Consider the following 12,737-nt stretch of genomic DNA (forward strand, 5'->3'; position numbering starts at 1 on the left):
TAATAAAAAAGCGAGCAAGCCCGCTTTTAGTCTATTTTACTAAAGTTTAGTAAGAGTGAACTAGTCAGAACGGATACAGAACTAAAGGCCATAGCTAGACCTGCCAGTTCTGGATTGAGGGCCAGTCCAACACCAGAAAAGACTCCTGCTGCAATCGGAATTCCGGCGACATTGTAGATAAAGGCCCAGAAAAGATTGAGCAGAATTCGATTAAAGGTTTTCTTACTCATGTCAAAAGCACGAACCACTCCTAGGAGGTTATTAGTTGTCAACACCAAATCTGCTGACTCGATGGCAATATCTGTTCCAGCTCCCATAGCAATCCCCACATCTGCTACACTAAGGGCAGGAGCGTCATTGATACCATCACCAACAAAGGCTACTTTTCCAGTCGCTTGTAGTTTATGGATTTCATGGGCTTTTTCTTCTGGTAAGACACCTGCAATGACCTCTTCGATTCCGATTTGATCGGCAATAGCACGCGCCACACCTGCATTGTCTCCTGTCAGCATGACTGTTTTAAGACCTCGTTTTTTCAACTGACTGATGGCAAGCTTAGCATTTTCCTTAGGAATATCTTGCAGGGCAAGCAAGCCTTTGATTTCATTCTCAACAGCCAAGAACACAACTGTCTTAGCTTCTTTTTCCAGTTCTTCTAGTTTTTCTTGATAAGTGCTAGAAATGTTCATGCCATCCAGCATTTTAGCATTTCCAAGCAAAACTTGTTTCCCATTGATTTGCCCTGAGACACCTTTTCCGTGCAAGGCTTGGAAATTTTCAACAGTGTGAAACTCAAGTCCAGCTTCACTCGCTCGTTTCACAACGGCTTCAGCCAGTGGGTGTTGAGAAGCTTCTTCCAAGGAAGCTGCCAATCCAAGCACTTCTACTTCGTTGCCGATGATATCTGTGACCACAGGTTTCCCTTCCGTCAAAGTCCCGGTCTTATCAAAGACGATAGTTTGGACTTTCTGGATTTCCTGTAGAACCGTTCCATTTTTGAGGAGAACTCCCATCTTGGCACTGCGACCTGTCCCCACCATAAGGGCTGTCGGTGTTGCAAGTCCCAAGGCACAAGGGCAGGCAATAATCAGAACTGCTACTCCATAGAGAAGCGAAGACACAAAGCTCGCTCCAAGCACAACTACACTATCCCTGAGCAAGACGAACCAAACCCAAAAGGTCACAATCCCTAAAATGACAACTGCTGGTACAAAAATCCCTGAAATTTTATCCGTCAAGTCCTGAATCGGCGCACGACTGGTTTGAGCTTTCTTCACAAAATCCACAATCTGAGCCAAAACAGTCTCTGAACCAACTTTTTCTGCTCTAAAAACAAGTGTTCCACTATTATTGATGGTTGAACCAATGACGGTATCTCCAACTGTCTTGTCCACAGGCAGACTCTCACCTGTCACCATAGACTCATCAATACTAGAGATACCTTCTACTACGACACCATCAACCGCAATCTTTTCACCGGGACGCACTCGAATCAGGTCACCTACCTTGACTTGCTCCAAAGGGACTTGAACATAGTTATCCTCACGCAAGACTTCTGCAGTTTTAGCCTGCAAGTCAAGTAATTTCTCCACAGCTTGGGAAGTATTTTTCCGCATTTTCTCCTCAAAAACGGCTCCCATAAGAACGAAGAAGAAGATAAATGCAGCACTTTCAAAGTAAACGGGGAGGCCAGCGAAGAGGGCAACTAAGCTATAGAAATAGGCCACTAGGGTTCCCAGAGCAACCAAGGTATCCATGTTGGCATTGTGCTTTTTAAAACTAGCCCAAGCACTTTGGATATAAGGACCACCTGCTACTAGCATAATCGGTGTTGTGGCTAAAAAGGTGCCCCAACGCATGACTTGGTGACTAATTCCTCCTGTCGACATTCCAATCATGAGAATCACAAGAGGCACAGTAAAGATACTAGTAATCCAAAAACGCTGTAAAAGTGATAGAGATTTTCGGGTCTTCTCAACTACGGTATAACTCCCCTTTTGCATCTTCATGCCACAAGAAAATTCATGTTGACCCAATTCTTGAGGTGTAAAACGAATGACTTTCTCCTCATCTACGCCGATTGGTTCTAAGATGCCTTCTTCTTCAAAAAGAATTTCCTTATAACAGTTTGAAGGAGTAGTACGATGAAAGGTAATCTCAGCTGGAATCCCTTTTTGAAGCTGTATATGAGCTGGATGGTAGCCTTTGTCTGCCGTGATACGGATTTTTTGAACACCATTTTCAAGACTTGCTTTTACAATTTCAGTCATATCATTCTCCTATTCTACAATCATCTTACCGTGCATCATATTCATGCCACAAGAGAAACCATACTCTCCAGCCTGCTCAGGCGTGATTTCCACTATATACTCTTCCCCCATAGGCAGGTCCGCATGTACACCAAAATCTGGAAAAACAATTTGGTCCAGACAGGGTGAAGGGTCCTTGCGGTCAAAGACAATGCGGGCTGGCACTGATTTCTTGAGGATAATCAACTCAGGCGTATAGCCACCCATGACCTCCACTCGAATCTCTTGGTAGCCGTTTTTTTGCTGGGCTTTTTGTCCAGATTTTTCAGGCTTTTTGAAAAACCAAAACAAGATAAAGGCGATAAGGGTAATACAAACAATGGTTACAATACTATTTAACATGACGTCTCCTTTACATACAATTACATTTTACTTCTGTTACAGCGCTTGACTTCTTCTCAGAAATCACAGCTTCCAAGTCTTCCAAGTCAGCCTGAGTAAAATCACATTCAGCAATCAAATCAGCCAGCAAGTTCTTAATCCTACGGGAACAAACCTTGTCTTTGATATCTTGGACAAGTAAATCCCGACTTTGGTCCAAAGTTAAAAGTGCTGAATAAACAAAAGACTTGCCTTCTTTTTTCCGAGTCAAACACTCTTTCTCAACCAAACGAGCCAAAAGAGTTTGAATGGTTGACTTGGACCAGTCGAACCGCTCCGCTAGAACCTTGATTAAATCCGTACTGGTCTGTTCCCCTTGCATCCAAATAATCTTCATGACCTGCCATTCTGCATCTGAAATCTGCATAATCACACCTCCAAAATCTACATTTGTCAATTACAGTTATTAGTATACTTCAAAAATCTACATTTGTCAACTATGAAAATCGAATCTTTCTCTTTTTTTAATCTTCATGCCAAAAGTGATTAAAACACAAGAAAAACCTCCACATCAAGTGGAGGCAAGCTGTTTTATCAATACAATTTTAAGTCGCGTGGGTCAACTGGGAAGGTTGGGTTGTATGGGTTGTGACGGAGTTTGAAGTGTTTGACATCTTCAATAGTCTGAGTTCCAGACAACTGCATGACTGTCTTCAATTCCGCATTCAAGTGTTCAAAGACTTGACGCACACCGACACTACCACCGAGGGCCAAACCATAGATGACAGGGCGGCCAATAGCTACCAAGTCTGCTCCTGAGGCCAAGGCTTTAAAGACGTGTTGACCACGACGAACACCTGAGTCAAAGACAATTGGCACGCGTTTGTCAACCGCTTCAGCTACTTCTTGAAGTGAATCAAAGGCTGCTGGTCCACCATCAATTTGGCGTCCACCGTGGTTTGTTACCCAGATACCAGATGCACCTGCAGCAAGTGAACGTTCAACATCCTCACGGCATTGTGGTCCCTTGACATAAACAGGAAGTCCTGAGTATTCAGCGATAAATTCTACATCACGTGGAGACAAGCGTTGTTTAGCTGATTTGTAAACAAAGTCCATTGATTTTCCAGCACCTTCTGGCAGATATTCTTCAACAATCGGCATGCCAACTGGGAAGACAAATCCATTACGCTTATCAACCTCACGATTGCCCCCTACAGTCGCATCTGCTGTCAAGACAATCGCTTTATAACCTTCAGCCTTCACACGGTCCATGATATGGCGGTTGATACCGTCATCCTTACTAAAGTAAAATTGGAACCAATGAGGTGTCCCTTGAAGGGCTTCCGTAATTTCTGGAAGATCGACAGTAGAGTAAGAGCTAGTTGTGTAAAGAGAACCAAACTCATGCACACCACGCGCAGTCGCCACTTCACCCTGTTCATTTGCCAATTTATGAGCTGCAACAGGTGCCATAATGATTGGTGAAGACAATTTTTCGCCTGCAAATTCAATCTCTGTACTTGGATTTTCTACATTGCAGAGTGTATGAGGAACGATGAGTTTGTGGTTAAAGGCACGAATATTCTCACGTAAAGTGAAAGTATCCTCCGCCCCACTAGCGATATAGCCAAATGCTGCTTTAGGAATAACTTGTTGTGCCATTGGCTCCAAATCATAGGTATTGATGAAGTCTACATGACCTTCTGCATTGCTTGTTTTGTATGACATAAAATGCCCTCCTTAATAAGTAAGCGTTTACTTTGTATGTTACAAAAATATCTTAACTCTTTTTTCAAAACTTTTCAAATATTTTGTTTGGAAATTTCAGAAATTTTATGTCTATGATAAAAAATCCTTATTACGGCAATAAAAAATAGATATTATCCAAAGGAGCTTTTAAGTGCTACAATAACTGTATTATTTCTAGATGGGAGGTTCTATTTTTGGATTGGTCCATTGTTGAACAATATCTACCACTATATCAAAAGGCTTTTCTCCTAACCTTGCATATTGCAGTTTGGGGAATTCTGGGATCCTTTCTGCTCGGTTTAATCGTTAGTATCATCCGGCATTACCGCATCCCTGTTTTGGCGCAAATAGCGACAGCCTACATTGAATTGTCACGCAACACGCCCCTTTTGATTCAACTCTTCTTTCTCTACTTCGGACTTCCCCGAATAGGGATTGTCCTATCTTCGGAAGTCTGTGCTACTCTGGGATTAGTCTTTTTAGGAGGTTCCTACATGGCAGAATCTTTCCGAAGCGGACTGGAAGCTGTCAGTCAAACCCAGCATGAGATTGGATTAGCCATCGGTCTAACACCTGTACAGGTCTTTCGCTATGTGGTTCTTCCGCAAGCAACAGCGGTGGCCCTACCGTCTTTTAGTGCCAATGTCATTTTCCTCATCAAGGAAACTTCTGTTTTCTCAGCAGTGGCTTTGGCCGACCTCATGTACGTCGCCAAGGACTTGATTGGGCTCTACTATGAGACAGACATTGCGTTAGCCATGTTGGTAATTGCTTATCTGATCATGCTACTACCTATCTCACTGATCTTTAGCTGGATAGAAAGGAGGCTCCGCCATGCAGGATTCGGGAATCCAAGTACTCTTTCAGGGAAATAATCTCCTGCGGATTTTACAGGGATTGGGCGTTACGATTGGGATTTCTATCCTGTCTGTCCTTTTGTCCATGATATTCGGAACAGTCATGGGAATCATCATGACCTCCCATTCTAGAATCGTACGATCTTTAACACGATTGTATCTGGAATTTATCCGTATCATGCCCCAGCTGGTGCTACTCTTCATCGTTTATTTCGGTTTGGCTCGAAACTTTAATATCAATATCTCTGGAGAGACTTCTGCTATTATCGTTTTTACCCTTTGGGGAACAGCTGAAATGGGGGACTTGGTTCGTGGAGCCATCACTTCCCTCCCTAAGCATCAGTTTGAAAGTGGACAGGCGCTAGGTTTGACCAATGTTCAACTTTACTACCACATCATCATCCCACAGGTCTTGAGAAGATTACTTCCACAAGCCATCAATCTTGTCACTCGGATGATCAAAACCACTTCCTTAGTCGTTTTGATTGGGGTTGTTGAAGTGACCAAGGTTGGACAGCAAATCATCGATAGCAATCGCTTAACTATCCCAACCGCTTCCTTTTGGATTTATGGAACCATTCTGGTCTTGTATTTTGCAGTCTGCTTTCCTATTTCCAAACTATCAACTCACTTAGAAAAACATTGGAGGAACTAAATGTCTGAAACTATTTTAGAAATCAAGGAACTAAAAAAATCCTTCGGAGACAATCCCATCCTCCAAGGTCTATCTCTAGATATCAAAAAAGGGGAAGTTGTGGTCATCCTAGGGCCATCTGGTTGTGGGAAAAGTACCCTCCTTCGTTGCCTCAATGGTTTAGAAAATATTCAAGGTGGAGATATTCTTCTAGATGGCCAGTCCATTATTAGCAATCAGAAAGACTTTCACCTCGTTCGTCAAAAGATTGGCATGGTCTTTCAAAGTTATGAACTCTTTCCCCATCTGGATGTCTTACAAAACCTCATCCTAGGCCCTATCAAGGCTCAGGGAAGAGACAAGAAGGAAGTAACAGAAGAAGCTCTGCAACTACTGGAACGTGTCGGATTGTTGGATAAACAACATAGCTTTGCGCGTCAATTATCTGGTGGACAGAAGCAACGGGTTGCAATTGTCCGTGCCCTCCTCATGCATCCAGAAATTATCCTCTTTGACGAAGTGACGGCTTCGCTGGATCCAGAAATGGTGCGTGAGGTGCTGGAACTGATCAATGATTTAGCTCAAGAAGGTCGCACCATGATTTTAGTAACCCATGAAATGCAGTTTGCTCAAGCCATTGCCGATCGGATTATCTTCCTCGACCAAGGGAAAATCGCTGAAGAAGGAACAGCTCAAGCCTTCTTTACCAATCCTCAAACCAAACGAGCACAGGAATTTTTAAACGTCTTTGACTTTAGCCAATTTGGCTCATATCTATAAAGGAGATTCTTATGAAACTATTCAAACCACTCTTAACTGTTTTAGCACTTGCCTTCGCCCTTATCTTTGTCACAGCTTGTAGCTCAGGTGGAAATGCTAGTTCCTCATCTGGAAAAACCACTGCCAAGGCTCGCACAATCGATGAAATCAAAAAAAGCGGTGAACTACGAATCGCCGTATTTGGGGACAAGAAACCGTTTGGTTACGTTGACAATGACGGTTCTTACCAAGGTTACGATATTGAACTAGGGAACCAACTGGCTCAAGATCTTGGTGTCAAGGTCAAATACGTTTCAGTCGATGCTGCCAACCGTGCGGAATACTTGATTTCAAACAAGGTGGATATTACCCTTGCCAATTTTACAGTAACTGACGAACGCAAGAAACAAGTTGATTTTGCCCTTCCATACATGAAAGTTTCACTTGGAGTCGTATCACCTAAGACTGGTCTCATTACAGACGTCAAACAACTTGAAGGTAAAACCTTGATTGTCACAAAAGGAACGACTGCTGAGACTTATTTTGAAAAGAATCATCCAGAAATCAAACTCCAAAAATACGACCAATACAGTGACTCTTACCAAGCTCTTCTTGACGGACGTGGAGATGCCTTCTCTACTGACAATACGGAAGTCCTAGCTTGGGCGCTTGAAAATAAAGGATTTGAAGTAGGAATTACTTCCCTCGGTGATCCAGATACCATCGCAGCAGCAGTTCAAAAAGGCAACCAAGAATTGCTAGACTTCATCAATAAAGATATTGAAAAATTAGGTAAGGAAAACTTCTTCCACAAGGCCTATGAAAAAACACTTCACCCAACCTACGGTGACGCTGCTAAAGCAGATGATCTAGTTGTTGAAGGTGGAAAAGTTGACTAGTCATTAACACTTAAAAGGGACTGGATTTTAAGCTCCAATCCCTTTTTAAGATTTTACCTATAACATCCTGAGTCTATCTAATATGTTCAATCTGAACACAGTGTACATACTTTATCGTCTATTGCATATACTTTATCACATAAGATACGAATATCCTCTTCACTATGACTAGCAATCAAAATTGTTGTCCCTTTTTCACTAGAGAGCTTTCTAAACAATGTTCTCATATTTTCTACACTTGATTTGTCCAAGGCATTCATAGGTTCATCTAGTAAAAGAATAGAGGGATTCTCCATAATTGCTTGAGCAATCCCTAGCTTTTTCCTCATACCTAGCGAATAAGTTTTAACTTTCTGGTCTTTTTGCTCATATAGACCAACTATTTTCAGTGTATCATTGATTTCCTGATTACCAACTACTCCTCGTATGCTTGCCAAATATTGTAAATTCTTAAAGCCACTATAATAATTTATAAAACCAGGTTCTTCAATCAAAGCTCCTAAATTAGCTGGAATTTTTCTCTCAGGAACAATATTTTCCCCATTGATTAACACTTCTCCATAAGACGGACTATATAAACCAGCTATTAATTTAAACAATACACTTTTCCCTGAGCCATTCGCACCAGTAATTCCTATAATTTCCCCCTGTTTACAACTAAAATTAAGGTTTTGAAAAACACATGTTTTTTTTAATTCCAACTGAATATTTTTTAATGTAATTATTTCATTCATTCTATAAACCTCCTCTTTTGACGAGTGAAATAGAAAATGCTTTTAAAAAGAAAGACTAAAAATAGCAACTGAAGAAATAGATCTCGTCCTATATCTCCATTTCCTCTATTCAGAATATAAAATAGATAATTGGTTCGACTCCCCACAAACAAACTGCCAAACACAATCATGAGTAAAAAGAAGCTAACACAAAAAAAGTTCATTTGCTCATTCGCTCCTAGTATGTATAACGTAAAGCAAAGCAAGGATAGCACACAAACATTCAAAAAATCAACTATAAACAAAACTCCTATATCCCAGTTTGGTAACTGTAACATAAATTGAATCACTAGAACTTTTACCATGATTAAAACGAGTCCATAAAGAAAACAGGTCCAAATCTGATACCTAATCCAGAGCTTAATAGAAGAAAATCGAATCACTTCCATAAAGAAATCGGATGCTCTTCTACGATATACAACTGCTAGAAAAAATGTATGAATAATAAACCAATGAAGCAACCATATAGATAAGACTAAAAAAGAGTTTTGACTCAGATTAGGCCCTTTTAAAATTTCTATAACAAGTCTATCATTTCCTTCTAACCAATACCATAATCCTAAACAAATCAATATCCAAAAAAGAACATAACCCCAAAAGTACTTGGTATAGATTATCTGATTCAACCTCCACATGTGACTACTTAACTTTCCCATTTCCAACTTTTACACTCTCCTCCAGTTTCTATGAACAGAAAATACAGTCAATGGAATTATGATAGATAGTAATGTAAGCCAATAAATCAAAGCATACGGATTGGAATTTACCATATACTGAAAAATTGGCAATAATCCAATTATCCCATTGTTCAACTGATAAATCCAGAATAAGGATTCTACAAATAAAAAAGTAAACAGAAATACTAAGCTCATGTTTGATTTTTTAAACCAAGAAAAACTGCTAATAGTAAGTAAGGATAAAAAGAAATAGTATGCTATATAAGAGAAAAAAAATCCTATAAAGAAACTAGCATTGTTTGCAATACTTATACCATAAAATTCTCTTAAAAAATCAACCTCCTTTATCTCCAAAGAAAAGCTAAAACCATTACTAAATGCAATTAGAAAAATCAATAAAAATAAAGTCGCCGTCCAAATCCCCGTACTAAGAGCTGCTAATTTGAAACTAAAACTGGTAAAGTGCTTAATTGATTTCAGACGAATGCGGCACTCCAACCTATTAAAATAGTTATTCATCAAATGAAAAAAGAATAATATATATGTGAACGGAAAGCAATATACTCCAGTTGTAATATCTTGAAGTAAGACTAAGAGCCATTCTAATACATTTGGATGGATTGAATATTGGCGACATCGCAGTAAATATACTGTACTAGATAAAATACAGGATAGCAGTAATATAAAATAAACCAATACTGATAAAAAATCTTTTTTGTAAAATTGAACAAATTGTTTCATTATACGTAGTCCTCTGAATGTAGAAAAAATGTACCATAAACAACCAAACAACTAACAAATAAAATAAAAGCAAGATGCCCACTAACTAAGGAAAGACTGATATCTTTCTGATATCCCAAAGCTAATGTTGTCACAGGTTCTAAGTAAGATAGCTCTAAAATACCCCAAAAAATACCCCCAACCATCATATAGGCAACTGGGATGAAAATAGCTCCTAATTTTTTCTTCACTAGCAAAGCACTAGCTAGTCCAAAAATAGAGAACACAGCGCCCCAAACTCCATACCAGAGAGTCGTTACAAGACTATAGAGAAACTGATTAGAATCAAATAATTCTTTTAAGGCACCACTATAGTCTCCAATATAAATTTCCTGATAAGGAGTCACTAAAAGATTAATTCCTAATAATAATAAATAGGGGAGAAAAAAGACTAGAAAAGAAGAAATAATTACAGTACTACCCACAATAGCCAGATACTTCTTTTTAGAAATTCGACACAATTGTGCTGTTAGAAAATGACTCTCAGCATCCTCTATTATCTGACTAGAATAGGGCAGTGTACAGATAAGTGCAGCTACTAGGCTAATCGGTGAAAATCCTCTAATAGAAGAAGCGGCAAAAAAAATCGATAAACCTTCAATTTTATAAATACCATTGAAAGCAAGGAAATTTCCTAAACCCATGCAAAGAAGGGTCAAAAATAAAGACATATAAAACCGAGGTGATTTAACGACTCGTACAAGATTACAAATAAAAAATTCCATCCCAACTCCTCCTTATAATAAGAATAGGGTGTAGCATTCTTTTTTCATGCTACACCCACAATCAACCATCTTTAAGACTTACTCTGACAAGTAAGTTAATAAGAATCTGGACTCCAAGAACCTGAAGTATGAATTCTTACATGATTTCCAAACTGTGGCGCCATAGCTAATCTAGTATCAGAACCAATATAATTATCACCACCTCCATCATAGTACATGACAATCCTAGAGCCAGAACTCAATTGATATACTGTAGTGATATCTGCCCCACTATAGGCGCTACGAATAGAGGTATTTAACGTTTTACCGCCACCAGTGCTGTAATTATTATTAATTCCAGCAGAGGCGTTTTCTTTCTCAAGCGCACTAGTTGTATCCGAATGAAAACGCGGCAACGTTAAATCATAATCTCCAACCTGTCTAGCTAAGACTGTAGGGAGAAACAAACTAGCTGCAATTGTAACTACGCAAAAAAGGGAATATATTTTTCTTCTTTTCATGACATCGTCCTCCTAAAAAGTGATAAACAAGATAGTTGATTGATCAATTTGATACATATTATATTTTCATTATATCAGCAAAAGAAAGCGCTGTCAATTATTTTATTTAAAATATTGTCATATTTTAAATATCTTAAATAAAATGGTTAAAAGAGTCCGGGACAAAAAGATTTTAATTTTAGAAATTCTTTATTATAAATTTTAAAAAGCGATAGATTATACAAAAAAACGAACGAAACAGAATTCTAATTGTTAGATAACTCATTTTTGTTCGTTTTTTATGTTTAAGTTAGATTTTTGTCCCAGACTCGTCTCTCTTTATCTTACTGACCTAACCTTCTTGCCAATTTTCTTGGTCTTCTTTAAAGCGTTTTAGAAGGTCGAGTCCTTCTGGCGTGATATAGCCTTCTTCTTGGGCTAGGTGAATGAGTTCACTGTAGTTAGAAAGCGTCACAAGTTTGACACCTGCATCTGAGAAGTTCTTATCTGCTTTTGGCAATTGGTAACTGAAAATCGCTACTACTCCAAGCACATCTGCTCCTTCTCGTTTGGCTGCTGCTACTGCTTCAAGAACAGAACCACCTGTTGAAATAAGATCTTCCACCACTACCATTTTTTGACCCTGAGCTACGCGACCTTCGATTTGATTACCAGCACCGTGGTCTTTTGGTTTGCTACGGATGTAGGCAAATGGCAAGTTCATCTTATCAGCAATGATAGCTCCGTGTGGAATCCCAGCTGTCGCAGTTCCTGCAATCACTTCAACCTCTGGAAAGGCTTCTTTGATAGCATCCACAAAACCATTTTCAATTAGTGTACGAGTTTCTGGATAGGCTAGTGTCACACGGTTATCTGTGTAAATCGGTGACTTGATACCAGATGCCCAAGTGAAAGGCTCCTCTGGTTTGAGGTAAACTGCTTGAATTTTCAAGAGGTGGCTAGCGATATCTTTAGCAAGTGTCATGGTCTTCTCCTTTTGTTTTTCTAATCTAGTTCTTTAATTCCAGTCCTGTGTCCATTCATCCTTGATGGCATGATAAGCTGCAACAGGATTCTCAGCTTGGGTAATGGGACGTCCCACTACGATATAGTCACTACCGATTTGATAGGCATCAGCAGGTGTCATCACGCGTTTTTGGTCTCCAACTGCAGCACCTGCTGGACGAATGCCCGGTGTCAGACAGATAAAATCTGGATTGGTGGCCTGCTTGATGAGTTGCACTTCCTGAGCCGAGCAAACAACACCATCTAATCCCGCTTCAGCCGTCTTCTTGGCATAATGAATCACTGACTCCTGCAGGCTGGTTTGGATGTTTTGAAAATCCTGCATCTGAGCTTCTGATGTTGATGTCAGCTGAGTCACTGCAATCAATTTGGCTTGACTTCCAAGACCTTCACGCGCAGCCTGCATCATCTCTACACCCCCAGCAGCATGAACATTTGTCATATCCACACCAAGCTGAGACAGGACCTTCATAGCTGATTTGACAGTATTGGGAATGTCATGCAGCTTGAGATCCAAAAAGACACTGTGCCCCAGGCCTTTCAAGTAGGACACAATCTCAGGCCCCGTTGCGTAATAAAGCTCCATCCCTACCTTAAGATAAAGGCTTTCTTCTGCTGGAAAAAGAGCTAAGAATTCCTTGACCGCCTCAAAACTAGGAAAATCAAGAGCAATAACTGGACGATGTTCTCGCATAGGTTTCTCCTTTTACCTTTGCTAGTGAGAGAGTCTGGCCACAAGAAGCCAC

15 protein-coding genes are annotated in these 12,737 nt (G+C 39.9%); 4 read left to right on the forward strand and 11 right to left on the reverse strand.

The features are described from left to right. Window positions 1-26: 26 nt before the first annotated feature. From ACLNCV_RS02810 to lctO, 4 genes are all read right to left on the reverse strand, one after another. Entirely contained in the window at window positions 27-2,270 is a 2,244-nt protein-coding gene (locus ACLNCV_RS02810; protein ID WP_424844836.1) for a heavy metal translocating P-type ATPase, read from the reverse strand. Between the two features lie 9 nt (window positions 2,271-2,279). After that, the gene (locus ACLNCV_RS02815; RefSeq protein WP_049546478.1) at window positions 2,280-2,651 is read right to left on the reverse strand and encodes a cupredoxin domain-containing protein; all 372 of its coding nucleotides are present in this window, start codon (window positions 2,649-2,651) and stop codon (window positions 2,280-2,282) included. A 10-nt stretch (window positions 2,652-2,661) separates the two neighbouring features. Further along, a complete protein-coding gene (locus tag ACLNCV_RS02820) occupies window positions 2,662-3,057 on the reverse strand; it encodes a CopY/TcrY family copper transport repressor (RefSeq protein WP_424844837.1) in 396 nt (131 codons plus the stop codon). A gap of 167 nt (window positions 3,058-3,224) precedes the next feature. Next, on the reverse strand, window positions 3,225-4,361 hold the full coding sequence (gene lctO, locus ACLNCV_RS02825) for an L-lactate oxidase (RefSeq protein ID WP_049524544.1): 1,137 nt from the start codon (window positions 4,359-4,361) through the stop codon (window positions 3,225-3,227). A 215-nt stretch (window positions 4,362-4,576) separates the two neighbouring features. On the opposite strand from lctO, the gene ACLNCV_RS02830 reads away from it, so the two are divergent. Genes ACLNCV_RS02830 through ACLNCV_RS02845 form a run of 4 tightly spaced genes read left to right on the forward strand, consistent with a single transcriptional unit; the run spans window position 4,577 to window position 7,531 of the window. Further along, entirely contained in the window at window positions 4,577-5,257 is a 681-nt protein-coding gene (locus tag ACLNCV_RS02830; protein WP_238096341.1) for an amino acid ABC transporter permease, read from the forward strand. Then, window positions 5,217-5,894: an amino acid ABC transporter permease gene (locus ACLNCV_RS02835; RefSeq protein ID WP_238096342.1), complete on the forward strand. Its 678-nt coding sequence runs from the start codon at window positions 5,217-5,219 to the stop codon at window positions 5,892-5,894. Before ACLNCV_RS02830 ends, ACLNCV_RS02835 begins: the two co-directional genes overlap by 41 nt. Next, window positions 5,895-6,653 (forward strand): amino acid ABC transporter ATP-binding protein, encoded by a 759-nt coding sequence (locus tag ACLNCV_RS02840; RefSeq protein ID WP_424844838.1) that lies wholly within the window; start codon window positions 5,895-5,897, stop codon window positions 6,651-6,653. An 11-nt stretch (window positions 6,654-6,664) separates the two neighbouring features. Further along, window positions 6,665-7,531: a cysteine ABC transporter substrate-binding protein gene (locus ACLNCV_RS02845; protein ID WP_424844839.1), complete on the forward strand. Its 867-nt coding sequence runs from the start codon at window positions 6,665-6,667 to the stop codon at window positions 7,529-7,531. An 86-nt stretch (window positions 7,532-7,617) separates the two neighbouring features. Here ACLNCV_RS02845 and ACLNCV_RS02850 read toward each other — a convergent pair whose 3' ends face one another. The 7 genes from ACLNCV_RS02850 to pyrF all read right to left on the reverse strand — a co-directional run bounded on the left by ACLNCV_RS02850 (window position 7,618) and on the right by pyrF (window position 12,685). Then, on the reverse strand, window positions 7,618-8,265 hold the full coding sequence (locus tag ACLNCV_RS02850) for an ABC transporter ATP-binding protein (protein ID WP_023943164.1): 648 nt from the start codon (window positions 8,263-8,265) through the stop codon (window positions 7,618-7,620). Further along, window positions 8,262-8,960: a hypothetical protein gene (locus ACLNCV_RS02855; RefSeq protein WP_424844856.1), complete on the reverse strand. Its 699-nt coding sequence runs from the start codon at window positions 8,958-8,960 to the stop codon at window positions 8,262-8,264. Before ACLNCV_RS02855 ends, ACLNCV_RS02850 begins: the two co-directional genes overlap by 4 nt. A gap of 9 nt (window positions 8,961-8,969) precedes the next feature. Further along, complete coding sequence (locus ACLNCV_RS02860; RefSeq protein WP_033682780.1) at window positions 8,970-9,722, reverse strand: hypothetical protein; 753 nt, start codon at window positions 9,720-9,722, stop codon at window positions 8,970-8,972. Then, entirely contained in the window at window positions 9,722-10,486 is a 765-nt protein-coding gene (locus ACLNCV_RS02865) for a hypothetical protein (protein ID WP_153209029.1), read from the reverse strand. Before ACLNCV_RS02865 ends, ACLNCV_RS02860 begins: the two co-directional genes overlap by 1 nt. A gap of 95 nt (window positions 10,487-10,581) precedes the next feature. Beyond that, on the reverse strand, window positions 10,582-10,986 hold the full coding sequence (locus ACLNCV_RS02870) for a hypothetical protein (RefSeq protein ID WP_153209027.1): 405 nt from the start codon (window positions 10,984-10,986) through the stop codon (window positions 10,582-10,584). Between the two features lie 331 nt (window positions 10,987-11,317). Further along, complete coding sequence (gene pyrE / locus ACLNCV_RS02875) at window positions 11,318-11,950, reverse strand: orotate phosphoribosyltransferase (RefSeq protein ID WP_042901257.1); 633 nt, start codon at window positions 11,948-11,950, stop codon at window positions 11,318-11,320. 33 nt (window positions 11,951-11,983) lie between these two features. Next, window positions 11,984-12,685, reverse strand: coding sequence for an orotidine-5'-phosphate decarboxylase (gene pyrF / locus ACLNCV_RS02880; protein ID WP_424844840.1), 702 nt, complete (start codon window positions 12,683-12,685; stop codon window positions 11,984-11,986). Window positions 12,686-12,737: the final 52 nt, after the last annotated feature.

Origin of the sequence: Streptococcus sp. CL5.50, from assembly GCF_049738015.1 — a bacterium.
Taxonomy (GTDB): domain Bacteria; phylum Bacillota; class Bacilli; order Lactobacillales; family Streptococcaceae; genus Streptococcus; species Streptococcus mitis_CA.

What these genes read in the sequence shown, in the direction of transcription:
- ACLNCV_RS02835 (WP_238096342.1), top strand. Translation starts at nt 5,217, where the DNA reads ATGCAGGATTCGGGAATCCAAGTACTCTTTCAGGGAAATAATCTCCTG.
- ACLNCV_RS02860 (WP_033682780.1), bottom strand. Translation starts at nt 9,722, where the DNA reads ATGAAACAATTTGTTCAATTTTACAAAAAAGATTTTTTATCAGTATTG.
- ACLNCV_RS02845 (WP_424844839.1), top strand. Translation starts at nt 6,665, where the DNA reads ATGAAACTATTCAAACCACTCTTAACTGTTTTAGCACTTGCCTTCGCC.
- ACLNCV_RS02840 (WP_424844838.1), top strand. Translation starts at nt 5,895, where the DNA reads ATGTCTGAAACTATTTTAGAAATCAAGGAACTAAAAAAATCCTTCGGA.
- ACLNCV_RS02870 (WP_153209027.1), bottom strand. Translation starts at nt 10,986, where the DNA reads ATGAAAAGAAGAAAAATATATTCCCTTTTTTGCGTAGTTACAATTGCA.
- pyrE (WP_042901257.1), bottom strand. Translation starts at nt 11,950, where the DNA reads ATGACACTTGCTAAAGATATCGCTAGCCACCTCTTGAAAATTCAAGCA.
- ACLNCV_RS02820 (WP_424844837.1), bottom strand. Translation starts at nt 3,057, where the DNA reads ATGCAGATTTCAGATGCAGAATGGCAGGTCATGAAGATTATTTGGATG.
- lctO (WP_049524544.1), bottom strand. Translation starts at nt 4,361, where the DNA reads ATGTCATACAAAACAAGCAATGCAGAAGGTCATGTAGACTTCATCAAT.
- pyrF (WP_424844840.1), bottom strand. Translation starts at nt 12,685, where the DNA reads ATGCGAGAACATCGTCCAGTTATTGCTCTTGATTTTCCTAGTTTTGAG.
- ACLNCV_RS02810 (WP_424844836.1), bottom strand. Translation starts at nt 2,270, where the DNA reads ATGACTGAAATTGTAAAAGCAAGTCTTGAAAATGGTGTTCAAAAAATC.
- ACLNCV_RS02865 (WP_153209029.1), bottom strand. Translation starts at nt 10,486, where the DNA reads ATGGAATTTTTTATTTGTAATCTTGTACGAGTCGTTAAATCACCTCGG.
- ACLNCV_RS02855 (WP_424844856.1), bottom strand. Translation starts at nt 8,960, where the DNA reads ATGGGAAAGTTAAGTAGTCACATGTGGAGGTTGAATCAGATAATCTAT.
- ACLNCV_RS02815 (WP_049546478.1), bottom strand. Translation starts at nt 2,651, where the DNA reads ATGTTAAATAGTATTGTAACCATTGTTTGTATTACCCTTATCGCCTTT.
- ACLNCV_RS02850 (WP_023943164.1), bottom strand. Translation starts at nt 8,265, where the DNA reads ATGAATGAAATAATTACATTAAAAAATATTCAGTTGGAATTAAAAAAA.